22 protein-coding genes are annotated in these 22,824 nt (G+C 71.9%); 9 read left to right on the top strand and 13 right to left on the bottom strand.

Translation table 11 applies throughout. The features are described 5' to 3' along the window. Positions 1-18 precede the first annotated feature (18 nt). On the bottom strand, positions 19-1,626 hold the full coding sequence (locus NAMU_RS23470; protein ID WP_015749827.1) for a GAF domain-containing sensor histidine kinase: 1,608 nt from the start codon (positions 1,624-1,626) through the stop codon (positions 19-21). A gap of 85 nt (positions 1,627-1,711) precedes the next feature. On the opposite strand from NAMU_RS23470, the gene NAMU_RS23465 reads away from it, so the two are divergent. Then, complete coding sequence (locus NAMU_RS23465) at positions 1,712-2,539, top strand: HAD-IIA family hydrolase (protein WP_015749826.1); 828 nt, start codon at positions 1,712-1,714, stop codon at positions 2,537-2,539. A gap of 3 nt (positions 2,540-2,542) precedes the next feature. On the opposite strand, the gene NAMU_RS23460 is transcribed toward NAMU_RS23465, so the two are convergent. Continuing rightward, positions 2,543-3,112, bottom strand: coding sequence for a VanZ family protein (locus tag NAMU_RS23460; RefSeq protein ID WP_015749825.1), 570 nt, complete (start codon positions 3,110-3,112; stop codon positions 2,543-2,545). 203 nt (positions 3,113-3,315) lie between these two features. Between NAMU_RS23460 and NAMU_RS23455 the strand changes: the two genes are divergently transcribed. Next, positions 3,316-3,936 carry an HAD family hydrolase gene (locus NAMU_RS23455; RefSeq protein WP_015749824.1) on the top strand — a complete coding sequence of 207 codons (621 nt, stop codon included), beginning with the start codon at positions 3,316-3,318 and terminating at the stop codon, positions 3,934-3,936. A 46-nt stretch (positions 3,937-3,982) separates the two neighbouring features. Here the strand turns inward: NAMU_RS23455 and NAMU_RS23450 are convergent, their stop codons facing one another. Continuing rightward, entirely contained in the window at positions 3,983-4,360 is a 378-nt protein-coding gene (locus tag NAMU_RS23450; RefSeq protein WP_015749823.1) for a VOC family protein, read from the bottom strand. Next, positions 4,357-4,617, bottom strand: a complete 261-nt coding sequence (locus NAMU_RS23445) for a hypothetical protein (RefSeq protein ID WP_015749822.1) — start codon at positions 4,615-4,617, stop codon at positions 4,357-4,359. The genes NAMU_RS23450 and NAMU_RS23445 overlap by 4 nt, the downstream gene beginning before the upstream one ends. A gap of 175 nt (positions 4,618-4,792) precedes the next feature. Here NAMU_RS23445 and NAMU_RS32005 point away from each other — a divergent pair, with 175 nt between their 5' ends. After that, positions 4,793-5,182, top strand: coding sequence for a cold-shock protein (locus NAMU_RS32005; protein ID WP_015749821.1), 390 nt, complete (start codon positions 4,793-4,795; stop codon positions 5,180-5,182). Between the two features lie 48 nt (positions 5,183-5,230). Here NAMU_RS32005 and NAMU_RS23435 read toward each other — a convergent pair whose 3' ends face one another. Both NAMU_RS23435 and NAMU_RS23430 read right to left on the bottom strand, forming a co-directional pair. Further along, a complete protein-coding gene (locus tag NAMU_RS23435) occupies positions 5,231-5,788 on the bottom strand; it encodes a DUF2771 family protein (RefSeq protein ID WP_015749820.1) in 558 nt (185 codons plus the stop codon). Then, complete coding sequence (locus NAMU_RS23430; RefSeq protein WP_174299012.1) at positions 5,785-7,935, bottom strand: MFS transporter; 2,151 nt, start codon at positions 7,933-7,935, stop codon at positions 5,785-5,787. The genes NAMU_RS23435 and NAMU_RS23430 overlap by 4 nt, the downstream gene beginning before the upstream one ends. A 130-nt stretch (positions 7,936-8,065) precedes the next feature. Between NAMU_RS23430 and NAMU_RS27810 the strand changes: the two genes are divergently transcribed. Together NAMU_RS27810 and NAMU_RS30150 are read left to right on the top strand one after the other, a co-directional pair. Beyond that, a complete protein-coding gene (locus NAMU_RS27810; protein WP_217180611.1) occupies positions 8,066-9,280 on the top strand; it encodes a DUF3027 domain-containing protein in 1,215 nt (404 codons plus the stop codon). Positions 9,281-9,290: 10 nt separating this feature from the next. Next, entirely contained in the window at positions 9,291-12,329 is a 3,039-nt protein-coding gene (locus NAMU_RS30150) for a sacsin N-terminal ATP-binding-like domain-containing protein (RefSeq protein WP_015749817.1), read from the top strand. A 72-nt stretch (positions 12,330-12,401) separates the two neighbouring features. Here NAMU_RS30150 and NAMU_RS23415 read toward each other — a convergent pair whose 3' ends face one another. Beyond that, entirely contained in the window at positions 12,402-12,701 is a 300-nt protein-coding gene (locus NAMU_RS23415; RefSeq protein WP_015749816.1) for a DUF2530 domain-containing protein, read from the bottom strand. Between the two features lie 111 nt (positions 12,702-12,812). On the opposite strand from NAMU_RS23415, the gene NAMU_RS23410 reads away from it, so the two are divergent. Beyond that, complete coding sequence (locus NAMU_RS23410; protein WP_015749815.1) at positions 12,813-13,304, top strand: MarR family winged helix-turn-helix transcriptional regulator; 492 nt, start codon at positions 12,813-12,815, stop codon at positions 13,302-13,304. Positions 13,305-13,314: 10 nt separating this feature from the next. On the opposite strand, the gene fabG (NAMU_RS23405) is transcribed toward NAMU_RS23410, so the two are convergent. Together fabG (NAMU_RS23405) and NAMU_RS30145 are read right to left on the bottom strand one after the other, a co-directional pair. Then, positions 13,315-14,136: a 3-oxoacyl-ACP reductase FabG gene (gene fabG / locus NAMU_RS23405; protein WP_015749814.1), complete on the bottom strand. Its 822-nt coding sequence runs from the start codon at positions 14,134-14,136 to the stop codon at positions 13,315-13,317. A gap of 72 nt (positions 14,137-14,208) precedes the next feature. Next, the gene (locus tag NAMU_RS30145; RefSeq protein ID WP_169312546.1) at positions 14,209-14,367 is read right to left on the bottom strand and encodes a hypothetical protein; all 159 of its coding nucleotides are present in this window, start codon (positions 14,365-14,367) and stop codon (positions 14,209-14,211) included. Here NAMU_RS30145 and NAMU_RS23400 point away from each other — a divergent pair. Then, on the top strand, positions 14,366-16,327 hold the full coding sequence (locus tag NAMU_RS23400) for a 3-oxoacyl-[acyl-carrier-protein] synthase III C-terminal domain-containing protein (RefSeq protein ID WP_015749813.1): 1,962 nt from the start codon (positions 14,366-14,368) through the stop codon (positions 16,325-16,327). The two genes, NAMU_RS30145 and NAMU_RS23400, sit on opposite strands and share 2 nt — an antisense overlap. Positions 16,328-16,518: 191 nt before the next feature. On the opposite strand, the gene NAMU_RS27805 is transcribed toward NAMU_RS23400, so the two are convergent. From NAMU_RS27805 to NAMU_RS23380, 4 genes are all read right to left on the bottom strand, one after another. Next, entirely contained in the window at positions 16,519-17,472 is a 954-nt protein-coding gene (locus NAMU_RS27805; RefSeq protein ID WP_015749812.1) for an endonuclease domain-containing protein, read from the bottom strand. Between the two features lie 290 nt (positions 17,473-17,762). Then, on the bottom strand, positions 17,763-18,509 hold the full coding sequence (gene fabG, locus NAMU_RS23390) for a 3-oxoacyl-ACP reductase FabG (RefSeq protein WP_015749811.1): 747 nt from the start codon (positions 18,507-18,509) through the stop codon (positions 17,763-17,765). 90 nt (positions 18,510-18,599) lie between these two features. After that, positions 18,600-20,417 carry a PHA/PHB synthase family protein gene (locus NAMU_RS23385; RefSeq protein WP_015749810.1) on the bottom strand — a complete coding sequence of 606 codons (1,818 nt, stop codon included), beginning with the start codon at positions 20,415-20,417 and terminating at the stop codon, positions 18,600-18,602. Continuing rightward, on the bottom strand, positions 20,414-20,860 hold the full coding sequence (locus NAMU_RS23380) for a helix-turn-helix domain-containing protein (protein ID WP_217180610.1): 447 nt from the start codon (positions 20,858-20,860) through the stop codon (positions 20,414-20,416). The genes NAMU_RS23385 and NAMU_RS23380 overlap by 4 nt, the downstream gene beginning before the upstream one ends. Positions 20,861-21,383: 523 nt before the next feature. On the opposite strand from NAMU_RS23380, the gene NAMU_RS23375 reads away from it, so the two are divergent. Both NAMU_RS23375 and NAMU_RS30685 read left to right on the top strand, forming a co-directional pair. Continuing rightward, positions 21,384-22,190, top strand: a complete 807-nt coding sequence (locus NAMU_RS23375; RefSeq protein ID WP_015749808.1) for a TrmH family RNA methyltransferase — start codon at positions 21,384-21,386, stop codon at positions 22,188-22,190. A 64-nt stretch (positions 22,191-22,254) separates the two neighbouring features. Further along, a complete protein-coding gene (locus NAMU_RS30685; protein ID WP_015749807.1) occupies positions 22,255-22,818 on the top strand; it encodes a DUF2537 domain-containing protein in 564 nt (187 codons plus the stop codon). Positions 22,819-22,824: the final 6 nt, after the last annotated feature.

Genomic DNA, 22,824 nt, shown 5'->3' with positions numbered 1-22,824 from the left:
CCGGCCCTCGGCCGCGCGTCAGCGCAGCGGGACCCGCCAGACCACCCTCGTTCCGCCGGTCTCGCCCCGCCCCAGCGTGCAGGTGCCGCCCAATGCGTCCGCCCGGGCCAGCATGTTGGGCAGGCCGTTGCCGGCCAGGGTGCCGTCGAGTGCGGCCTCGAGGCCGCGGCCGTCGTCCTCCACGACCAGCTCGACGCTGGGCTCCGGCGCGTTGTCCACCGACAGCGTCACGGTGGCGCTGCTGGCCCGGGCGTGCCGGCCGACGTTGGACAACGCCTCCCGCAGCACGGCCAGCAGGTGGGTGCGCACCTGCTCGGGGACCGCGCTGTTGAGCGGCCCGTTCAGGGTGACCGACGGCCGGAAGCCCAACGAGGGCAGCATGTCGCCGACGGCGATCTGCACGTCGTCGTACAGGTCGTCCGGGCGATCCGGGTTGGCCAGCTCGAAGATGGTCCGACGGATGTCCTTGATGGTCTGGTCCAGCTGGTCCACGGCCGCGTCGACCCGGTCCGCGATCCGTCCCGGGCCGGCGATCCGGGCGGTGTTCTCCAGGGTCAGGCCGACCGCGAAGAGCCGCTGGATGACCAGGTCGTGCAGGTCGCGGCCGATCCGGTCGCGGTCCTCGAACACGGCCAGCCGGGCCCGGTCGTCCTGGGCCACCGCGACTTCCAGGATCAGGGCCATCTGGTCGGCGAAGGCCTGGGCCGATTCGATCGTGGAGTCGTGCACCCGGTCGATCCGCTCGGGCGACCAGTGCAGCCAGAGCACCCCGTTGATCCGGCTGGTGCTGCCGAAGCGAACCATCAGGTCCCCGGTGCGCCGCGGCGGCACCGGTTCCCCGGTGCGCCAGACCTGCTCGGCGCGCGGATCGGCCAACGGGTCCTCGATCGGGGCGCCGGCGGTGGCCGCCACCCGCAGGCCGCCGTCCTGGGCGCCGGGGGCGATGACGCCGTGGGCGTCCAGCAACATCACCGCGCCGTCCGCCTCTCCGGCCGACAGGGCCAGCCGGGTTGCCACATCGGTCGATCGGCGGTCCTGGTTGCCCAGCACAATGCGGCTGACCTCGGCGGCGGCCTCCAACCAGCGCCGCCGGCGGGACAGCCGCTCGTAGAGCCGGGCGTTCTCGATGATCACTCCGGCGGCCGCGGCGAAGGCGACCACCAGCTCGGTGTCGTCGTCGGTGAAGGGACCGCCACCGGCCCGCTCGGTCAGGTACAGGTTGCCGAAGACCCGGTTGCCGATCCGGATCGGGGCGCCCAGGAAGGTCGTCATCGCGGGATGGTTGGCCGGGAAACCGGAGGACAGCGGGTGGCTGGCCAGGTCGTCGATCCGCACCGGCTCGGGGTTGTCGATCAGCAGGCCCAGCACGCCGTGCCCGACCGGCGGGTCGCCGATCAGGGCCCGTTCGGTCGGGCTGATGCCGTGGGTGACGAATTCGCGCAACAGCGGCGCCCCGGTCGACTCCTCCAGCACCCCCAGGGCGCCGTACCGGGCCCGGGCCAGTTCGGCGGCGGCGTCGATGATGCGCTGCAGGGTCACGTCCAGGTCGAGGTCGGCGGCGATGGCGCCGACCGTCTCCAAGACGGCGCGCAGCGACGGTGTGACGTCCGGGTCGGCCTGCGTCATCGAGCCCCTCTCACCGATGGTCGCGCCGGCTCGGTCGGTCCGTCAGGTGCGCCCAGTTGTGTGCAAAGCCCCGTCGCACGCAATCATGGAGCGCGTGACTGACACCCAGATTCCCACGGACTGGTCCTACTTGATGGATATGGACGGCGTCCTGGTCCACGAGGAGCATGCGATCCCCGGGGCCGACGCCTTCATCTCGGAGCTGACCGAGCGCAACGCCAACTTCATCGTCGTCACCAACAACCCCATCTACACCCGGCGCGACCTGCGGGCCCGGCTGCTGGCCAGCGGCCTGAACATCCCCGAGGAGCGGATCTGGACCTCGGCCCTGGCCACCGCCCAGTTCCTGCACAATCAGCGGCCCGGCGGCAGCGCGTTCGTCATCGGCGAGGTCGGGCTGACCACCGCGATGCACGAGGCCGGCTACGTGCTCACCGACCGCAGCCCGGACTACGTGGTGCTGGGGGAGACCCGGACCTACTCGTTCGAGGCGATCACCACCGCGATCCGGCTGATCCTGGGCGGCTCCCGGTTCGTGTCCACCAACCCTGATCCGACCGGCCCGAGCCGGGCCGGCGTGCTGCCGGCGGCCGGGGCGGTGGCCGCGCTGATCGAGAAGGCGACCGGCCGGACGCCGTACTTCGTCGGCAAGCCGAACCCGCTGATGATGCGCTCGGCGATGCGCGCGATCGGCGCCCACTCCGAGAGCACCCTGATGATCGGCGACCGGATGGACACGGACGTGATCGCCGGCCTGGAGTCGGGCATGCCGACGGTGCTGGTGATGACCGGCATCTCGACCATGGAGACCGTCGCCGAGTACCCGTTCCGGCCGACCCTGATCCTGAACTCGGTGGCCGACCTGATCGGGCACACCGAGGATCCGTTCCGGGTGATCTCCCCGGTCTGGTAGGGGTCAGCGGGGCCGCGTCGGCCCTGTCGGGCGTCCAGCGGTCGGGTGTCCGGCGGTCGGGTGTGCAGAAACGGTCCCTATCGGCGCGGATAAGGGCGGTTGCTGCACACTCGATCGGGCGCGGGCCCGCCGGCGCAGGTAGGCCAGGGTGGCCAGGGCCAGCAGGTAGCCGATCAGCGCGCCGGTCGTGTTGGCCACGACGTCGCGCACCGTCGCGTAGCGCGCCGGCAGGGCCACGAGCTGGATGGTCTCGATGGCGGCCGAGGCCAGCGCCGCGGCCGGGACGACGAGCCAGCGGTGCCGGGCCAGGGCCAGGGCGCCGCACAGCCCGAGTGGGACGAACATCACGATGTTGGAGGCGAACTCGATCTTGCCGAAGGAGATCCAGCGGGGCAGGCCGTGCGCGTGCGCCCGCTGCAAGTACTCCCGCAGCCAGCTCTGACCGCCGGGCGCCGGGGGGCCGGGCCACATGGTGATGACCGCGATGATCAGGACGAACGCGACCAGCGCGGCGACACAGGCCAGGCGCAGCCGCCGCAACGACGGCTCGGCGGGCGCGGGCCGTCGGGGCATCGGTTCATCGTAACGACGGCCTCGACGCGCCCGACCGTCATCTGACCCCGCGTAACATCTGTATCACCGTCCGGCCTCAGGGTGCACCGAGCGCCCGTGATCGGACGATGGGGCCTTTACCCTCATCCGGTGAGCCAGGCCGACCGACGACAGCACCGACACCACGCAGACCTTCCCGGGGTCGCGGTGCACGGGCGGCCGGCATGAGCTTCACCGTCGGTTTCGACCTGGACATGACGCTGATCGACCCGCGGCCGGGGATCGTCGAAGTGTTCGACGTGCTGGCCGCCGAGACCGGGATCCCGCTCGACGGACGTGCTTTCGTCACCCGCCTGGGCCCGCCGCTGCAGCAGGAGCTGGCCCGCTACCGCCTCGACAACGCGACGGTGGCCCACCTGGTGCGCCGCTACCGCGAATTGACCCCCGAGCTCGCCGTCCCCCGGACGGTGGCGCTGCCGGGGGCGATGGCCGCAGTCCGGGCGGTGGCCGAGCGGGGCGGCCGGTCCGTCGTCGTCACCGGCAAGTTCGCGGCCAACGCGGTCAGCCACCTGGACGCCCTGGGCATCGAGGTCGCCGCGGTGGTCGGCGACGTGTGGAGCACCGGCAAGGCGCCCGCGCTGCGGGAGCTGGGCGCCGAGGTGTACGTGGGCGATCACATCGGTGACGTGACCGCGGCCCGGGCGGCCGACGCGATGGCAGTGGCGGTGGCCACCGGGCCGAACAGTGCCGAGGACCTGGCCGCGTCCGGTGCGGACGTGGTGTTGCCCGACCTCTCCCGGTTCCCGGCCTGGCTGTCGTCCTACCTGGTGGCCACGGTGCACTAGGCCGGTCGGGTTCGATCCGAACCCCGGTCCGAGCGCGCGGGACCCGTCAGCCGCGGTGGCCGACCAGCCCGAGCAGGTTGCCCTCGGAGTCACGGATGAAGGCCTGCGATTCGACCTTCCACTGCCCGCCGAACACCGCGTCGTCGTCGGTGAAGATGTCGTGCGGCTCGGCGACGATCTCCACCCCGGCCTGGCGCAGGTGCGCGATCTGCCGGTCGAGCCCGTCCAGCCGCAGGTAGAGCAGGGCCGGCGGCGCGGACTCGTCCAGCAGCAGCCGGGTGCCGCCGAGGTCGACGAAGACCAACGGGCCGAACCGGGCGATCAGCGGCAGGCCGAGGGTCTCGGTGTAGAACGCGGTGGCCCGGTCGAGGTCGGCCACGTGCTGGGCGACCTGGACCACCATCGGCCCGGGGCCGGCGGTCACCGGGCCGCCGGTTCCGCCGCGGCCGCCGCGACCGGGCCGCGCCGGGGCCGGCGCGCCTGCCGGAACAGGCCGATCAGGGCGAGGCCGAAGCCGACCGGGGCGAGCATGGCGGCCAGGTTCAGCCACAGCGGCAGGTCGTGGGCGCCGGTGGCGAACAACCCGAAGACGACCGCGATGGCGATCAGCCCGAGCGCGAAGCAGCCGACGCCCAGGCGCACGAGCAGCGAGGACGTCCGGACCCCCGACGAAGATGGCATGGCACCCAGAATAGGGCCGCGGGTCCGTCCCGCACCCCGGCCGCGGTGTGTGGGACCGGGCACCCTGCGTGGGATCGGGCACCCTCGGCGCGCCGGTAAGCTGGCAGTTCGGTGCTTTTCTCAGGGGATGTGGCACCCGGGCGGTCTTCGCCCCCGATCAGGACAGGTGAGTTGGGTGCCGAGCGGCAAGATCAAGTGGTACGACGCCGACAAGGGTTTCGGTTTCATCGCGCAGGACGGCGGCGGGGACGACGTGCACGTGCGTTCGTCGGCGTTGCCGGCGGGAGTGGCGACCCTCAAGCCGGGGCAGAAGGTCGAGTTCGGGGTCGCCGACGGCCGTCGCGGCCCGCAGGCGCTGCAGGTCAAGGTGCTCCAGGCGCCGCCCTCGGTGGTGGCGGCGACCCGCCGGCCGGCCGAGGAGCTGCACGGCCTGGTCGACGACATGATCAAGCTCCTGGAGTCCAAGGCGCTGCCCGACCTGCGTCGCGGCCGGTACCCGGACCGGGCGCTGGGTGGCCGGATCGCCCAGGTCCTGCGGGCCGTGGCCAACGACTTCGACGCCTGACCGATCTCATTCCGGGTTGAGCCGGGGGTCCCCGTCGGGACCCTCGGCTCACTCGTTCGTGCCGGCGGCCGGCGCGGCCGGATCGACCCGCAATGACCAGCCCTGGGTCGAGGCGTACTCGACCCCCCCGGCGGTGCCCGGGGTCAGCTCGAATCCGCTGCGGACCTCGACGTAGACGAACTGGTCGGTCTCGTTGAACGGGTGCAGGGTGTACGCCAGCCGGCCGTCGCTGAAGATCTCGCTGCGCCCGGTCTGCAACTCGCCGGCCTCGTTGATGTAGCCGAAGTAGACCGTCCACGGCTGGTCGGCGACCGCCGAGGGCACGTTGATCTGCACCGGCTGGCCGGGCCGAAGGCTCAGCCGCGGGGCCTGGTCGGCCGGGGTCTCGGTGCAGTTGACCGTCTGGGCCGTGTAGTCCAGCGTGCACCAGCGGGTCGGTCCGGAGCTGACCGCGGCGCGGTTGCCGTAAAAGGTGACGTCCGGCAGCGGTGCGGTGCAGGCGGTCAGGGCCAGGGTGAGCCCGACCCCGCCCACCAGGACGAGCCAGCGGCGCGGGCGCCGTCCGGCGCGCTCGGTCTCGGTTCGCAGCGGTCGAAGGTCGGTCACGGATCCCTGGTCTTCCTCGGTGTGGACCCGGCGTCGCGGGGGGCCGGACGGGGCTGATCGGCGGTCGGGTGCGGGGCGCCATGACCGTAGGCGGTGGGCGGCTGCGACGTTGGACCGGGCTGGTTCGCCGGCGGGTTCGACGGTGACACCCAGCCGGGCGGCGGGTAGCCGGGGGACCCGTAGGGCGATGCGGGAGCCGGTCCCGGAGCGGCCGGGTATCCGGCCGGGCCCGCGGGCGCCGACCCGGCCGGCCGGGGACCGGTGGCCCACGGCGGCTGCCCGAAGGCGGGGGGCGGCGGGGACCACCGTGACGTCGCATCCTTCGGGGCCGGCATCGTCGCGGTGGTGTCGGCGGCGGTCTTGCGGGACTTGCCGCTGCGCTTGGGTGCCCGCAGCCACGGGAACAGGGAGCGGCCCTTGCGCAACAGCCAGCTCTGGGTCAGGCCGACGGCCAGGAACACGGTGACCACGGTGAAGCCGATCGTGTACACGCTGTCGTGGCCGAAGGTCCAGACCCCGCCCAGCAGCAGGCCCACCACCCCGCCGAACACCCAGGACAGCTGCAGGGCTGTCTCGCTCACCCCGAAAGCGGAGGCCCGGCTGGCCTCGGGCAGTTCGTGCTGGATGACCGAGTCCAGGCAGACCTTGGCCAACGAGGACGCGGTGGATCCGACCAGCCCGACGATGGCCGCGGTGGTCAGGCCCGGGATCAGCGCGGCGATCACCGTGGACAGCAGCACGGCGGCCAGCGAGCCGATGGAGACCAGGTCCGGTTTGCTCAGCGGCAGGCGCGCGCCGATGGCGTTGCCCAGGAATCCGCCGAGGCCGGCGGCGACGCCGACCACGCCCAGCAGCAGCAGCTGGGTGAACGCGCTCGCGTCGGCGTACTCGCTCTTGATCACGAACGCGATGAACAGGGCCAGAAAGCCCGTCTCCACCCGGATGCTGCCGTTGGCCCACAGCGTCGTCGTGATCGACAGCGGGAACGCGCGCCGGGTCCGCGCCCTGACCCCGTCGACCGGCACCTCGCCCGCGGTCGATTCCACCCAGGCCGGGATCCGCAGGCACAACCAGCCGCCGACCACGCTCAGGATCGCGGTGAAGATCAGCGCGCCGGTGCTGCCGAAGGCCCAGGACAGCGCGGCCGCCAGCGCACCGGCCACACCGCCGGCCAGCAGGCCAAACACGGTGAGCCGGGAGTTCGTCTTGACCAGCGTGATGTCCGGCGGCAGCACCCGGGGAGTGACCGCCGCCTTGAGCACCCCGAACGACTTGGACAGCACCAGCATGCCCAGCGCGCACGGGTAGAGGATCCAGGAGTCGAAGTTGACGGCCATCACGATGGCCAGCACCGCCCGGGCGAAGCTGGACGCGGCCAGGGCGATGCGCCGGCCGTGCTGCAGCCGGTCCAGGGCCGGGCCGATCAGCGGCGCGATCACCGCGAACGGGGCCACCGTGATCAACAGGTAGAGCAGCACCTTGCCGCTGGACTCGGCCTTGGCCGCGGCGAAGAACAGCGTGTTGGCCAGCGCGACCGCCAGGGCCGCGTCGACCGCGTAGTTGCCCATCACCGCGTAGGTCAGCGAGGTCAGGCCGGAGCGGTCGGCGCCGTCCGCGGTGGCCGCGCGTTGGAAGATCTGCACGCCCTTGGTGGTCAGTTCCCGGCTGCGGAACGCCGCCACCCGGGTCACCGTCAGCTTCTTGGGCCCGCTGGGCCGCCGCCCGCGTCCGGCGCCGTCGGCCGGCATGGTGGCGTCGGCCGGCCCTGCGGTGTCCGGGGTCTTCGGCCCGCCCGGCGGCGTGAACGGACCTTGGTACGGCGGCAGGTGGCTGCCCCGGGGAGCCGGCCGGTACCGATCCGCCGGAGCCTGGCCGGCGACGGCGTCCCCGGTGCCCGCCGGTCCGGCCGGCGCGCCGGAGGGCCAACCGGCCGCCGGCGGACTCGGTGGTTGCTGCGGGGCGGGCTGGCTCGGGGCTGGACCGGGGGCCGGGTAGGGATACGGATAGGCCCCCGGATTGGGGTGCCGGGGCAGCTGGGTGGTCGGCTGCTCGCCGACCGCCCCGGGGGCCGCCGGGGGTACGTCCGGCCATGGATCCGGCGGGGAAGCGGGGGCTTCCCAGCGGGGATCGTGGTCGGAGGAGGGCACCCATTCATCCTGCCGCATTCCCCCGACACCACCGGTCCCGCCGGGCCCGGACCTGGCCCGGTCGTTCGTTCGGTATCCGGTACCGGTACGTGGTGCCGGTGCTGCCCTCGCTTGCGGCATCATGACCGGTGTGAGCTTTGTGGCTGTGGAAGAAGTGGCTGTTGGCGACAGCGCGACGGATGCCGGCGCCCCGGCCGGCGAATCGGGGGAGCCGAACGCTGTCGTGGTGCTGTCCGACGAGCTGATCGCGATGGCCCGCGCCGCCGCCGTCGAGGAGGCCGGCATCGAGGCCGCGGTCGGGGACTACCTCGGGGCCCGGGCCGAGGACGCCGTGGCCACCAGCGCGTCGTTCGCCACGACCGACCGCGGCTACCGCGGCTGGTACTGGCTGGTGACGATCGCGGTGGTCGAGGCCACCCATCCGACGATCAGCGAGGTCGTGCTGCTGCCGGGCGAGGGCGCGCTGCTGGCGCCGGCCTGGGTGCCCTGGGATCAGCGGGTTCGCGCGGGCGATCTGGGCGTCGGCGACCTGCTGCCGACCACGCCGGAGGACGACCGGCTGGTGCCCGGCTATCTCGACTCGGACGATCCGGCCGTGCGCGAGGTCGAGTACGAATTCGGCTTCGGGCGGGTCCGGGTGCTCGGCCGGCTCGGCCGCGACGACGCCGCCACACGGTGGCACGACGGGCCGTTCGGCCCGGGTGAGCCGATGGCCCAGCAGGCCCCGGCGGCCTGCGGTACCTGCGGCTTCTACATCCGCCTGGAGGGACTGCTCGGGCAGGCGTTCGGTGCCTGCACCAACGAGTTCTCGCCGGCCGACGGCCGGGTGGTCGATGCCGCCTACGGGTGCGGCGCCCACTCGGAGACCGTCGTCGATGCGCCGATGATCTCGGCGACCACGGCCGTGGTGATGGACGAGCTGACCCTGGAGGTGCACGCCCGGCCGGGCGTCGAGGAAGCGCCAGCGGCCCCGGAGGCGACGACCGTCGAGCCGGCCGAGGACAGCACCGCCGAGGGCAGCACCGCCGAGGACAGCACCGCCGAGGACAGCACCGTCGAGGGCAGCACCGTCGAGGTCACCGCCGAGGTTGTGACCGACGAGGTCGACGCCGGGACTGCCGTCGAGGAGTCGGCCGCAGTCGAGCTCGTCGAGGTCGTCGAGGCCGTCGAGACCGTCATCGCGGAGCCGGCCTTCGTCGAGACCGCCTCCGTGGAACCGGCCACCGCGGAGCCGGCCACAGAGGGGCCGGCCAGCGCGGAGACGGTCGAGTCTTCGGAGGTCACGGTGCACTCCGCGGACGCCGTCGTCCTCGAGCCGGCCGAACCGCCCGCCGCCGGTTCCTGACCAGCACCCGGTGACCCACCCCGATCCGACCGATCTCCCCGACCCGTTCGACACGGCCGGGCTGCGCCGGGTCGTGCTGGCCGGGTGGGCCGCGTCCGGCGCCCGCTTCCGGGAGGACGCGAACGCCGAGGATCTGCTGGCCGCCGGTGGGTACGCCGGCCGGGCGCTGGTCGAGCTGGCCGCCAACGGCGTCGACGCCGCCCGGGACGCCGACGTTCCGGCCCGGCTGCGGATCCGGCTGATCGACGGCGAGCTGCGGGTGGCCAATACCGGCGCCCCGCTGACCGCGGCGGGGGTGGCCGGGCTGGCGTCGCTGCGCGCGTCGGCCAAGCGGGACAGCGCCGGTTCGATCGGCTTCTTCGGGGTCGGCTTCACCGCGGTGCTCAGCTGGACGCAGGCGCCCCGGGTGATCTCCACGACCGGCGGGATCCGGTTCGATGCGGAGGCCACCCGGGACGCGGTCCGCGGACTGTCCGCCCACTTGGACGCCGAGCTGGAGCGACGCGGCGGGCACGTGCCCGTCCTGCGCCTGCCCTGGCCGGCCGACCCGGAGCAGGAACCGCCGCCCCCCGGATTCAGCACCGAGGTGCGACTGCCGCTGACCGGACCGGCCCGGGCCGAGGTCGGCGCCCTGCTGGCCGACCCGGACACCGCCCCGGATCTGCTGTGGGCGTTGCCCGACCTGAACGAGATCGATCTGCCCGACCGGGTCGTCACCCGGTCCGCCGGCCCCGACGGCACGGTCGTCATCGATGACGGCGGCCGCCGCACCGGCTACCGGGTGATCACCCGCTCCGGCGAGGTGCCGGCCGCGCTGCTGGCCGGCCGGCCGGTCGAACAGCGGGGCCGGACCCGCTGGTCGGTGCACTGGATCCGGCCGCTGGACGGACCGACCCCCGACCCGCTCGACGTGCTGTCCGGCACCGACGCCGGCGGGTCCTGCATCGGCGCGCCGACCCCGACCGACGAGCCGCTGTCGCTGCCGGCCCGGCTGGTCGCCACTCTGCCGGTCGACGACACCCGGCGCCGGCTGGCCCCCGGACCGCTGTGCGACTACCTGCTGGAACGGGCGGCCGACGCCTACCTCGACTTGGTCCAGGCCCAGGACCCGGCGCAGCGGTGGCGGCTGCTGCCGACCGCCGGTTTCCCGGCCGGCCCGGTGGACGCCGCCCTGCGCGCCGCGATCGTGCGCCGGGCCGAGGCCACGCCGCTGCTGCATACCGCGGCCGGTGACCTGGTCACCCCGGGCCAGGCGTGCGTCCTGCCCGGGGTGGACGCCGACGGGGCGGCCGCGATCGGGCAGGCCGTCCCCGGCCTGCTGCCGCCGTTGCCGCCGGCCGCGCTGGCCGGGCTCCGCCCGCTGGGCACGGCGACCCTGACCTGGTCCCAGGTCAGTGCGGCCCTGGCCGGTCTCGACCGGCCGCCGGCGTTCTGGCGGGAGATCTACCGGGCCGCGGCCGCGGCCGATCCCCGCCCCCGTCCCGACGACCTGGCCGATATCCCGGTCCCCCTGGTCGGGGGCCGGCGCGCCGTCGGCGCCCGCGGGTGCCTGGTGCTCACCGAGCTCTCGGACGGCGCCAGCGGCATCGGCGGCGACCTGGCCCGCCGGCTCGGGGAGGTGGTGCAGGACCTGCGGGTGGTGCACCCGGACGCCGCCCACCCGCTGCTGACCCGGCTGGGCGCCGCACCGGCCGGCCCGTCCGCGGTGCTGGCCGACCCGGCGCTGGCCGACCGGGTCGGCGAGCTCCGTCGGGAGCTGGAGGACGTCGACCCGGACCCCGACGAGGTGCGGTCGGTGGCCGGCGTCGTGCTGGATCTGCTGGCGGCCGGCGGCGAGCCCAGGGCCGCCCTGCTGGCCGATCTGGTGGTGACCGACGAGGACGGCAACCCCTGGCCGGCGACCGAGCTGCTGGTGCCCGGGGCCCCGTTCGCCGAGCTGCTCGAGCCCGACGTCGACCAGGTGGTCGTGGGGAACTGGTGGCTGGACCGGTACGGGCGGGATCTGCTGGTCCGGGCCGGTGTGCGGGACGGGATTCCGGTCGTCACGGTCACCGAGCCGGTGCCGGACGCGCTGGCCGACCGGTTGCCGGACCTGGACGAGTGGGCGCAGGCCGGTTCGACCGACGGCGCCTTCCGTGCGCTGGCCGATCTGGACCTGATCGACGAGGACCGGTGGCCACAGGCGCTGGCGCTGATCGCCGCCGACCGGCGGGCCCGGGAATGCCTGGCGCCCACCGCGGCCGGACCGTCCTACAGCGGCTGGTGGATCAGCCGTCATGCCCTGGTCGACGGCCGCCCGCCCGACCAGTGGCGGCTGGCCTCGGCCACCGACCTGGCCGGCCTGTACGACGCGGCGCCCGCCGGACTCGACGCCGGGCTGGCCCGCTGGATCGGCGTGCGCACCGAGCTGGCCACCGTCGCCGCGCAGGACCCCGATGACCTTCTGGAGCGGTTGGCCGACCCGGGCCGGACGATCGCCGCGGCCCAGGTGCCGGGCCTGACCGCAGCGGTGGTGGCGGCCCTGGGCGAGCGCGAGGTCGATCTGCCCGACGGGGTGCGCACGGTCACCGGCGCCGTCGTCGACGCGCAGCTGGCCAGTGTGCTGGACGAGCCGTGGTGGGTGCAGGTCGTCGACGCCGGCCGGCTGGTGCCTGGTGGCGCCCATCCGCAGGCTGTCGCCCGGGTCCTGGACCTGCCGCTGGTGTCCGCGCTGGGGCCCGGCACGGTTCGTACGTCCGGCCCGGCCCCGGCGGCGGCGCTCGGCCGCTGGGCCCGGGCCGCGCAGGCCGTCGGCCTGGACCCCGAGGCGGTCTCGCTGACGGTGGCCGACGCCGTCCGGGTGAGTGTGGCCGAGCACGAGGCGACGCCGGTGCGCTGGTGGGGCGAGGCCGGTCGCTACTTCAGCGACGGGTCCAGCGAGTCACTGGGCCGGGTGGCCGCCTGGGCCGCCGGCCGCTGGTCGTCCCGGGCGCTGGCGGTGGCCTCCGCGGCCCAGGACGGCGCCGCCCTGGCTGAGGCCGGAGCCGATTCCCCCGGTCGGCCGGGCTGATCATCTCGGCGAATTCGCGCCTGAGATGTCCGGTTCGGCGCCGAGTTGGTCAGCCTGGGTCGGCCGATCGGCTCAGAACTTCTCGTCCAGGGCCATCTGATTGGCCGACCGCTTGCCCAGCCGGGCCGCCCGCCGCTGCCAGCCGTAGACCGACAGGCCGAGCAGGCCGGTGAGGAAGCCGGCCAGACAGGTCCACAGCCAGATCATGGCGTCGTTGCTCTGCAGCTGCGGGATGAAGAACAGCAGCACCACGAAGGCGACCAGCCAGATGATCGTGCCGGGCACCGCGACGTGCCAGACCCCCGTCGTCACCGGCGGCAGCGCCGGCGGTTGGTAGGGGGCGGGGGCAGGCGCCGATCGTTCGGATGTCACCCGCCGAGCCTACGAGCGTCGGCCGGTACGCGAGGACGTCGACCTCGTAGATTTTGTCCGGAACGTCCCAGTTGGCCCCATCTGCGACCACGGTGGGTTACGCTGGCCGACGTGCCGGACGTCGATGCACTCGCCAGCGAGCTGCGCCTCGCCGTTCATCGGCTGACGCGCCGGCTGCGTCAGGAGGCACCCACCGAGGGTCTGACCCTGACCCAGTTGTCCGCCTTGAGCGTGATCTGGCGGGAGGGCCCGCTGACCGCGGGCGACCTGGCCGCCAAGGAGCAGGTCCGGCCACCGTCGATCACCCGGGTGCTGACCGGTCTGGAGGCGCTGGGCCTGATCCGGCGCACCGACAACCCCAAGGACGGACGGCAGGTGCTGGTCACCATCACCGACGAGGGCGACCGGCGGCTGCGCGAGCACATCCGGGCCCGCGAGCTGTGGTTGGTCCGCCAGCTGGCCGCGTTGGGCGAGGAGGATCGGCAGCTGCTGGCCCGGGCCAGCGGGCTGCTCGACCGGCTGGCCGCGCCCGTCGACGGCGTGGCCGACGACGAGAGCATCGACGAGACCGCGGATCAGGCCGAGGGTCAGCCCGTCGGCTGACCGGCGGGTCTCACATGTCCATGCCGCCGTTGACGCCCCACACCTGACCGGTGATGTAACCGGAGGTGTCGGCGGCCAGGAAGTGCACCACCCGGGCGATCTCCTCGGGCCGGGCGAAGCGGCGCATCGGGATCTTGTCCTTGATCGCGTCGATCACCTTCTGCGGCACCGTGCCGATCATCTCGGTCTCCACGTAGCCGGGGGTGATCGTGTTGACCGTGATGCCGATCGGGTTGCCCTCCAGCTTGCCGGACTTGTGCAGCATGAAGGCGGCCTCCCGGGCCAACGTCTTGGTCAGGCCGAACAGGCCGGACTTGGACGCGGCGTAGTTGGCCTGCCCGATGTTGCCGACCTCGCCGATGATCGAGGAGACGTTGATGATCCGGCCGGTACCCCGCTCGACCATGCCCTTGAGCGCTTCCTGGGACAGGAAGAAGGCCCCGGAGAGGTTGACCGCCAGCACCTTCTCCCAGTCCGAGTCGGTCAGGTTCAACACCGTCCTGTCGATGGTGATGCCGGCGTTGTTGATCAGGATGTCCAGCGAGCCGTGCTGCTCGACGACCTCCCGGACCACCCGCCGGCAGTCGTCACCGACGCCGATGTTGCCCTGGTGGATGGAACCGTTGACCCCCTCGGCCCGGATCTGGGCCAGGAACTCCTGGGCGTGCTCGGCGTCCCGGCCGTAGCCGGCGGCGACAGTGGCGCCCTGGTTGGCCAGGCTGCGGCTGATCGCCGCGCCGATGCCGCGGGTGCCGCCGGTCACCAGGGCGACCCGACCGGCCAGCTTGGATCCGAATCCGGCGGTACCGGCGGCCTGTGCGGAGGCGGTCATCGATGTCCATCCTTGGCGCGTGCGACCCGGGCAACGGTTGCGCCGATTCTGGCCCAGCGGCGTCCGCTCCGCTCAGTCACCGAATGTGACGTGCTCCGTCACGTCCGGGGGGCCGTCGGTGTACGAGCGCTCCCGGACGCGTTGCGGGAGGATGGGCGTCGGGTTTCCGGTGACCGGGAACTGCACCGACATGTTCGTCAGGTAGTAGTCAGCGGCAAAGGAGCGCGGCATGCAGCCGTTCGTCATCAATCGCCATGATCGGTTGGTCTTCCCGTCCAACTTCATTCCCGATCTCGATTTCTCGGTGATCGAGACCGAGAAGCAGCTCGACCAGGTCATTCGCCGGGACTTCGAGACCAAGGCGCCGTCGGGCACCGAGATCGGCGAGCGGATCGCGAACAGCCACTACAAGGACCGCACCCACCTCATGCGGGACGTGGCGCTGAACCTGTTCTGGGTCAACCGGTTCGCCATGACCATGTACGAGAAGGTGCCGACCCGCTGGCGGGACGTGCCGCGCAACCGCGGCAACGTCTTCCTGCCGGTCGTGGTGCCGTGGCAGGACAAGGAGTCCAAGGTCGGCGCCGTCGCGCAGGCCTGGACCGACCTCCCGTCGGCCGGTGACACCGAGACGGAGCAGAAGATCTGGGACACCCTGTTCGACATCTTCAGCAACCGGTTGCACCATGCGAGCGCACTGGTCGCGGTGCAGCCGACCGTGTCCGAGGCGCTGGCCGATCCGAGCCAGCTGACCTGGGTGCTGGGCGACTTCGACCCGGACTACCCGGCCTTCTCCTTCGCCGACATCGTCGACGCCCAGGAGGAGGTCGCCGAGCTCGAAGCGTTGCGGCGCTGGTCGATGGTGCTGCACAACCAGTACCTGTGGGACCGCTCCGCGGTGCGGCTGGCCACTCTGAGCGAACTCCAGCCCGACGATGTCGTGGTCGTCCTCAAGCCCAAGAACAGCGAGGTCGAGCGGTTCCTGGACGCGGTCAAGGGTGCACCGCGGGCGAACATCGGCCCCCGGGTCGCCTCGGTGCAGCCGGAGATCGTCACCAAGGAGCCGATCCGGCCGTACCCGGCGATCGACATCCGCAAGCAGTTCAAGGTGCTGCCCAAGATCGAGGCGCTGGCCGTCGTCCGTGGTGAGATCCTCTGCTCCAATGACGATCTCATCCGCAATACGGCGTACTGCTGGTCGCCGATGACGGCCGACGAGATCAGCTACAAGACCGGCATCGAGACCCGCATGTACTCCAAGCGGGGCCTGGACGAGCTGTCCCTGGACGCGGCCAAGGCCGCCCTGCAGCGGTCCGGCCGGCAGCCCGAGGAGATCGGCGCGGTCATCTTCTGCTCCTGCACCAACCCGCGGGCGATGCCGTCGATGGGCACCTGGCTCTCCGGCCAGCTGGGCATGCACCAGACCCACATGTCGGCCGACATCACCGCCGCCTGCGCCGGGCTGCCCTACGGCCTGTCCGAGGCCATCCGGTTGCTGCAGGAGGTGCAGCGACCGGTGCTGCTCGTCTGCGGCGAGAAGTTCTCCGACAAGATCGGCACCGTCCGGCCGTCCCGGATGATCTTCGGTGACGGCGCCGCGGCGTTCGTCATCGCGCCGGCCGCGGAGGGCGAGGACACCGACATCGACCTGATGAACTCCTACGCCGGTGGACCGGTCAGCCAGGTCAACTCGATCATCTGGCCGAACGCGGCGTTCGACAACAACATCACCGTGTTCGGGCCCGAGGTCAAGGCGCTGGCCGGCCGGTACCTGGCCCAGATGATCAACGAGCTGGAGAACACGGCCGACCCGTTGGGCGAGAAGGCATCCGCCTGGGACATGGTCGAGCTGGTCGTGCCGCACCAGGCCAACAAGACGATGGTCATCCAGCTCGCGGAGAAGGCGGGCCTGTCGCCCGACCTGATCTACTTCGACATCGAGCGGGCCGGCAACACCTCGTCGGCCAGCATCCCGATCGCCATCGCCGACGCGGTCGCCGACGGCGTGATCAGCAAGCCGACCAAGATCTTCGCGCCGGGCTTCGGCGCCGGGTCGGTCGGTGGCTACACGATCATGACCATCGACCCGTCCGTCGTGGTCTCCGGCACCGAAGAGGTGGCCATCGTCGAGGCGGTCCGGTCCGATCCGGGCGAGACCGGCTCGGATTCGGCCGCCACCGCCTTCAGCTAACCGGCACGCGGCGGGGCGCCGACCGGCTCCGGCCGGCGCCCCGCCGCGCCCGCCCGTACCTGTGCCCGCCCGCGTCCGCCCGCCCCATCTGGCGCCGACTTGCCTCAGACGCACCGCTGCGCGCGCGTCAGCGGTGCGGATGAGGCAAGTCGAGGGCTGGGCGGGTCCGGTTGCGGGTCGGGCGGGGGTGATCAGGGCGTCCAGCCGCCGGCGACGAGGGCCCGGCGAATCCGGTTCACCGCGTCCTGGGGGTCGCGGAACAGCGACCTCGCGCCGATCCGGACCACCCGCCAGCCCTGGGCGGCCAGGTCGTCCAGCCGTCCCAGGTCGCGGTCGAACTGCCGCTGGTCGGTGCGGTGCTGATCGCCGTCGTATTCCACGACCACCCGGTAGGCCCGAAAGAGCATGTCGACCCGAGCCAGGAATTCGCCGTGCTCCCCGCCCACGACGACATTGAGCTCGGGCTCGGGGAGTCCGGCGTCGACGATCAAGAGTCGCAGCAGGGACTCCGGCCGCGACTCGGCGCCCAGCCGGACGAGTGTCACTGCGGCCAGCGCATTGCGCTTGCCGCGCACCCGGTACCGCGAGACCCGTTCGTGCAGCTGCTGCAGGCCGACGAGCGCAGGCGCCGCCGCCGAGCCCTCCGCCGCGGGGGCGCGGACCATCGCATCCCCGACGGCAACCAGATCCGGCAGGCTCAACAGCATCCCGAGATGGCAGAACAACGTGGGCAGGTCCACCGTCGGCAATCCGAGCACCTCGACCCGGTGGGCGTTCCAGTCGTTGATCTGCCGGCCGATGACCCCGGCCCGGTTGGTGGCCTGATCCGGATACCAGGTCAGGGTGTGGAGCGGCTCATCGGCGGTCCATCGGTGGGGCAGCGGCAGGCCCCACAACCGGGCCGCGGTCAGGCCACCGAAGAACGTGCCGTGGCCGGCGACCAGCAGCAGGGCCTGGCAGCGGACCCGCAGCGCCTCCTCGTCGGGCAGCCCCCGCCAGTCCCCGGGTCCACCGGCGACGGCGCGGACACCATGAAAGACCGGCACGAACTCGGGCCCGGCCATGCGGCGGCGGCCGAGCGGATGGTCGAACGAGGCAAAGGGCTGGGCGCGAAGCCAGTCGGGGATCGGCTGACGGGCAGGCATGGGTTCATCCTGATGCCTGACGTCACGCCGTTCGGAGTTGTCCACATTGGCGAGGCCACCGGTACCCCCGACTTGCCACAAACGCACCGCTGCAGGCGGTTCTGCGGTGCGTTTGTGGCAAGTCGGCGCGGGGTGGGCGTCGCGGGGGGGACGGCGCGGGGTGGGCGTCGCGGGGGGGGACGGCGCGGGTCAGGCGCGGGGTGGTGTGCGCAGGCGCGAGGCCGGCGTGGCCGACCGGGAACGACAAAGGCCCCGCACGGATGTGCGGGGCCTTCGTCGGGGTGCGGGGACTACATGTCCAGGCCACCGTTGACGTCGACGATGTGGCCGGTGACGAACGCGGCGTCATCGGAACACAGGTACGCGACGGCGCCGGCGATGTCCTCCGGCTGGCCGGCCCGGCCCAGCGGGTTCTCGGCCATCTTGGCCTGCGCGGCCTCGGGCATGGCCTTGGTCATCGCGGTCTCGATGAAGCCGGGGCGGATGCCGTTGACGGTGGTGCCGAACCGGGCGAGCTCGGTCGCGCCGGAGCGGACCAGACCGACGACGCCGGCCTTGGCCGCGATGTAGTTCATCTGGCCCAGGTTGCCCATCTTGGCGACCACGGACGAGATCAGCACGACGCGGCCGGCGCCCTCGGTGCGCAGCCACGGGGCCGACGCCCGCAGGCCCTCGAACACGCCGGTCAGGTTGACCTTGATGACCAGGTCCCAGTCGTCGTCGGTCAGCTTGTGGAACATCTTGTCGCGGGTGATGCCGGCGTTGCCGATGTAGGTGTCCAGGCCACCCATGGCGTCGGCGGCGGCCTGCCACGCCTCGCGCAGCTGGGCCCGGTCGGTGACGTCACACTTGAAGCCGTACACCGGGGTCCCGGTCGACGCCGTGAGCTTCTCGGCGGTCTCCTTGGCGCCGGTCTCGTTCATGTCGAGCAGGCTGACGGAGATCCCCTCGCTCGCGAGACGCTCACCGATCACGGCACCCAGACCCTGGGCCCCGCCGGTGATGATCGCCTTGGAGACGCTGTACTTCGCAGACACGTGCGTGATACCTGACTTTCTGAGTCGGGAAACGAAAGGACGGCGGGCCTGAGAATATCGCCCCGGCCCACGGAAGGGCTTGGCGAACGGCTACTTGCCGAACACGTAGGACCCGGGCGCATCCTCCAACGGAGGGTGCGTGTCGCCACCCATCGGCGGCGGCGCGATCTTCTTGCCGGCCCGCTCGGAGATCCAGGTGGCCCAGTCCTCCCACCAGGTGATCGGCTTCATGGTGGCCGAGGCCAGCCACTCGTCCGGGTTCTCCGGGAGTTCGTCCAGGTCAGCGGCCCAATGCTTGGACTTGGGGTTGGGCGGGTTGACGATCCCGGCGATGTGGCCGGAGTTGGACAGCACGAACCGGACGTTGCCGGTCGGGATCAGCGCGCCCTTGTACGAGCTGCGCCAGGGCGCGATGTGGTCCTGCTCGGCGGCCAGGAAGTAAAGGTCCTGATCGACCGATTTCATGTTCAGCGTCTCACCGGCGATCTCCATCACACCCTTGGCCAGCTGATTCTTCAGATAGCAGGAGCGCAGGTAGAACGCGTGCATGACGGCGGGCATCCGGGTGGAGTCCGCGTTCCAGGTGAGCAGGTCGAAGGCCGGCGGCTGCTCGCCCTTCATCCAGTTGTTGACCACGTAGTGCCAGATGAGGTCGTTCCCGCGCATCAGGTTGAACGTCTTGGCCATGTTGTCGGCCGGCAGGAACCCGGTCTGGTTCATCTGCTCCTCGAGCTTGGTCACGCTCACCTCGTCGGTGAACACGCCCAGGGCGCCCGGCTGGGAGAAGTCGGTCAGCGTGTTCAGGAACGTCGCGCTGTTGATCCGATCCTTGCCGATGGCATCCAGGTAGGTCAGCGAGATCATGGTCAGGGTGCCGCCCAGACACAGACCCAGCAGGTTGCACTTCTCCTGGCCGGTGATGTCCCGGATCACGTCCAGCGCGGTGATCGGCCCGTCGAGCAGGTAGTCGTTCATGCCGACCGAGCGCATCGACTCGTCCGGGTTCCGGTAGCTGATCAGGAACACGGTGTGGCCGTGGTCGACCGCCCACTGGACCAGGCTGCGGCCCGGCGAGAGATCCATGATGTAGTACTTGTTGATCCACGGCGGGCTGAACAGCAGGGGAATCTCGTACACCTGCTCGGTGGTCGGGCTGTACTGGATCAGCTCCATCAGCTCGTTGCGGAAGACCACCTTGCCGGGGGTGACGGCCAGGTTCTGGCCGACCTCGTAGACGCCCTTCTGGTACTGCTGGGGCATCCCGTTGTTCTCGGCCAGGTCGTGCAGGAAGTTCTGCGCACCCTTGTAGACCGACACGCCACCGGTCTCGACGGCCCGGCGGACGGCATCCGGGTTGGTCAGGAACGAGTTGGTCGGAGACATGGCGTCGGTGATGGCCTGGGTCAGGAACGAGACCTTGACCCGCAGTTCGTCACTGATCGGGGCGCTTTCGACCAGGTCCTCCAGCGCCTGCTCCCACAGTTCGTACTCCTGCCGGAGCAGCCAGAACGCGGCGTTGTCCTTCCAGGTCGGGTCGGCGAACCGCTTGTCCTTCTTCTCCTCGATCGGGCCGTCGACCTTGGCGCCGACCGACCGCGCACCGGCGGTGGCCCAGGCCCGCAGGATGCCGGTGACGTACCGGGTGCCGACCTGCAGCGCGAGGTTGGGCTCGCTGGCCAGGGCCATCGCGGTGCGGGTGAAGGCGGGGATCGCGGCGACCGCGTCCATGCGACCCAGCGGGGTGGTGGAGAACTGCTTCTCGGCCCGGTTGAGCACCTCCGAGATGCTGGCCCGCACCCGCTTGTCCAGCTCATCCCACGCGGAGGCCTCCACGGTCGGCTCCGGCCGCGGCTTGGGTCCCACCTCGTCCCAGGAAAGGTCCAGCGGCTTGGTCTCCGCAGTGGTCATCGGGCATCTCCTCGATCGGCGGTGGTGGTGGGCAGGGCATGGGTGGGGATGTCGATCTCGGCATCGCCGTGGCTATCGACCGGCGCGGCGACTCCGTTGCGCCGACCGCGGCGGCGGCGTTCGAGGGTCACCTGGCGGAAGGCCAGGTAGGACTCCTCGAGCGCCTTGCGCTGCTGGCCGGTCAGGTCGGGGTCGGACCGGATCGCGCTGACCACCGGGGGCGGGTCGTTGTCCAGGTCCGGCTCGGGAGCCGGCGGGCGCAACGAATCGGCGGACATCTGCAGCGAGTCGGCGATGGCATTGAGTACCTGATCGGACGGATCCCGCAGGCCCCGTTCGATCTGCGACAGGTAGGGATTGGAGATCCCGGCCATTGCCGCCAGTTGTCGCATCGGCAGCGAGGCCATTTCTCGTTGCCGGCGAATCATCTCTCCGAGTGACATCGACTCGGACCATGAATGGTTCATTAATTCCAGCCTATGCGCGATTGGGCCTGGTCAGGGCCTTTGTGCGCAGCTCACAGTGTGACGAGGGATTCACAATCGGGTAGAAACGGCCGGGTCGACCAGCACCGGACGAATCTCCGGCCGGCCGGTGGCGAGGACGCACACGAGGGCCGACCGTGGTGACGGCGGCGGTGCCGTTCCGGTGCTGCGCATTGCGTCTCCTCGCCCCGTGGGCGTTGATCGGTGACTCCCGGTTAACTCCGATCCGCAAGTTAGCAGCGAGGTAGCTAACCGGCTAACGATTCCGTCATTTCTGTGACGACGATCACACTTTGTGAGATCGGTCACGGGTGACACAAGCACCCACGATGGCTCATCGACCCGCTTCCGTCCAGCGGGATCGCCCGTCCGGCAACGGGATTGCGCCCGGTGCCGGGGCCGGTCCGGGGACCCGGCAGGATGATCGCCGGGAGGTCGGCCAGGTGAACATCGAGCATCGCCCCGACGCGGCGGCCGGGGCATGAGTACGCGCATCGAGGTGCGCGATGCCGACGATCCGCGGCTGGCCGATTTCCGCGACCTGAAGCGGGCGGACCGGCGGCCGGACCGCCCCGGCGGCCGGGGATTGGTGATCGCCGAGGGCACGGTGGTGGTGCGCCGGCTGCTGGCCTCGACCTATCCGGTGCGGGCGCTGATCGGGGTCGCCCGCCGATTCGAGGAATTGGCCGACGACCTGGCCGACGTGGATGTGCCCTATTACGTGGTCGACGCCGAATTGATGGCCCAGGTCATCGGATTTCATCTCAATCGTGGCGTGTTGGCCACCGCGGACCGGGTCGCGCACCCGCCCGCCGCCGACCTGCTGGCCGGAGCGCGCTCGGTGGCCGTGCTCGAAGGGGTCGGCGATCACGAGAACCTCGGGTCGATCTTCCGCAATGCCGCGGGACTGGGCATCGGGGCCGTCCTGCTGGCCGACGGTTGCGCCGATCCGCTCTACCGGCGCAGCGTGCGGGTGTCCATGGGCACCGTGCTGCACGTCCCGTTCGCGCCGTTGCCGTGGCTCGACGAAGGAGTGGACCTGCTGCGGCGCAACGGGTTCCAGCTGATCGCACTGACGCCGGCCGGGGAGTGCCGGCTGGCCGACACCCGGGTGTCGGGTCGGGTCGCGCTGCTGGTCGGCTCGGAAGGGCCGGGCCTGACCGACGCGGCGATGGCGGCGGCGGACCTGCGCGTCCGCATCCCGATGCACCGGGGGATCGATTCGCTCAACGTGGCCACCGCCGCGGCCATCGCCTTCGCCGCGCTGACCGATCCGGACCCCGATTGACCCCGGCGGTGCGGCACACTGGGCCGGTGCGCAGTTCGACAGCCGCCCCGGTGCGGGTGCCCCGGTGACCGATCGCCCGGAGCCCACCCCGGTCGCCCGCACCGCGCAGGCCGGCGCCGAGCCTGCCAGTGCCGAGACCGACCGTGCGGTCGATAGCGAGGCTCGTCGGTCCCGGTTGCGCGTCGTCGGCGACGCGGATGTCGTCGCCGACCGCACGCCCGACGTCGAGGTCGAGCCCGACTCGCCGGACCCTACGGGCGCGCGGGCCGCAGTGCCGGACCGCGCCGGGTCGAACGACGACGAGGCCGGGGACCAGCGCGATGCGGACGACGAGCCGGCGGAGTGGGCCTGGGTGACCCAGTGGCGCGAAGCCGCCGAACCGACGCCCTGGGCGACCGGTCTGCCGCTGGCCGCGTTCGCCGCGGTGCTGGCCGGCGTCGCGATCTGGGTGCTGTCCGCCGGGCTGGCCGACCGCCCGCTGCTGGCCGTCGTACTCAACCTGGTGGTGGCGGGCGGGTTGGTGCCCGCGATGTGGCTGTCCCGGAACCTGCCCGTGCTGCGGTGGTTCGCCGCCGGCGCCGCGGTCGGTGTTGTCGGCGGATGGATCGCCGCGCTGCTCGTGCAGTAACCCGCG

Origin of the sequence: Nakamurella multipartita DSM 44233 (assembly GCF_000024365.1) — a bacterium.
GTDB lineage: Bacteria > Actinomycetota > Actinomycetes > Mycobacteriales > Nakamurellaceae > Nakamurella > Nakamurella multipartita.
The sequence above is the reverse complement of the archived record's forward strand: the minus strand, read 5'-3'. Positions and strand labels throughout refer to the sequence as shown.

Bases quoted from the DNA above. Each gene is read 5' to 3' on its own strand.
- NAMU_RS23470 (WP_015749827.1), bottom strand. From the start codon at position 1,626: ATGACGCAGGCCGACCCGGACGTCACACCGTCGCTGCGCGCCGTCTTG.
- NAMU_RS23465 (WP_015749826.1), top strand. From the start codon at position 1,712: ATGGAGCGCGTGACTGACACCCAGATTCCCACGGACTGGTCCTACTTG.
- NAMU_RS23460 (WP_015749825.1), bottom strand. From the start codon at position 3,112: ATGCCCCGACGGCCCGCGCCCGCCGAGCCGTCGTTGCGGCGGCTGCGC.
- NAMU_RS23455 (WP_015749824.1), top strand. From the start codon at position 3,316: ATGAGCTTCACCGTCGGTTTCGACCTGGACATGACGCTGATCGACCCG.
- NAMU_RS23445 (WP_015749822.1), bottom strand. From the start codon at position 4,617: ATGCCATCTTCGTCGGGGGTCCGGACGTCCTCGCTGCTCGTGCGCCTG.
- fabG (WP_015749814.1), bottom strand. From the start codon at position 14,136: ATGACCGCCTCCGCACAGGCCGCCGGTACCGCCGGATTCGGATCCAAG.
- NAMU_RS23400 (WP_015749813.1), top strand. From the start codon at position 14,366: ATGCAGCCGTTCGTCATCAATCGCCATGATCGGTTGGTCTTCCCGTCC.
- NAMU_RS30145 (WP_169312546.1), bottom strand. From the start codon at position 14,367: ATGCCGCGCTCCTTTGCCGCTGACTACTACCTGACGAACATGTCGGTG.
- NAMU_RS27805 (WP_015749812.1), bottom strand. From the start codon at position 17,472: ATGCCTGCCCGTCAGCCGATCCCCGACTGGCTTCGCGCCCAGCCCTTT.
- NAMU_RS23385 (WP_015749810.1), bottom strand. From the start codon at position 20,417: ATGACCACTGCGGAGACCAAGCCGCTGGACCTTTCCTGGGACGAGGTG.
- NAMU_RS23380 (WP_217180610.1), bottom strand. From the start codon at position 20,860: ATGTCACTCGGAGAGATGATTCGCCGGCAACGAGAAATGGCCTCGCTG.
- NAMU_RS23375 (WP_015749808.1), top strand. From the start codon at position 21,384: ATGAGTACGCGCATCGAGGTGCGCGATGCCGACGATCCGCGGCTGGCC.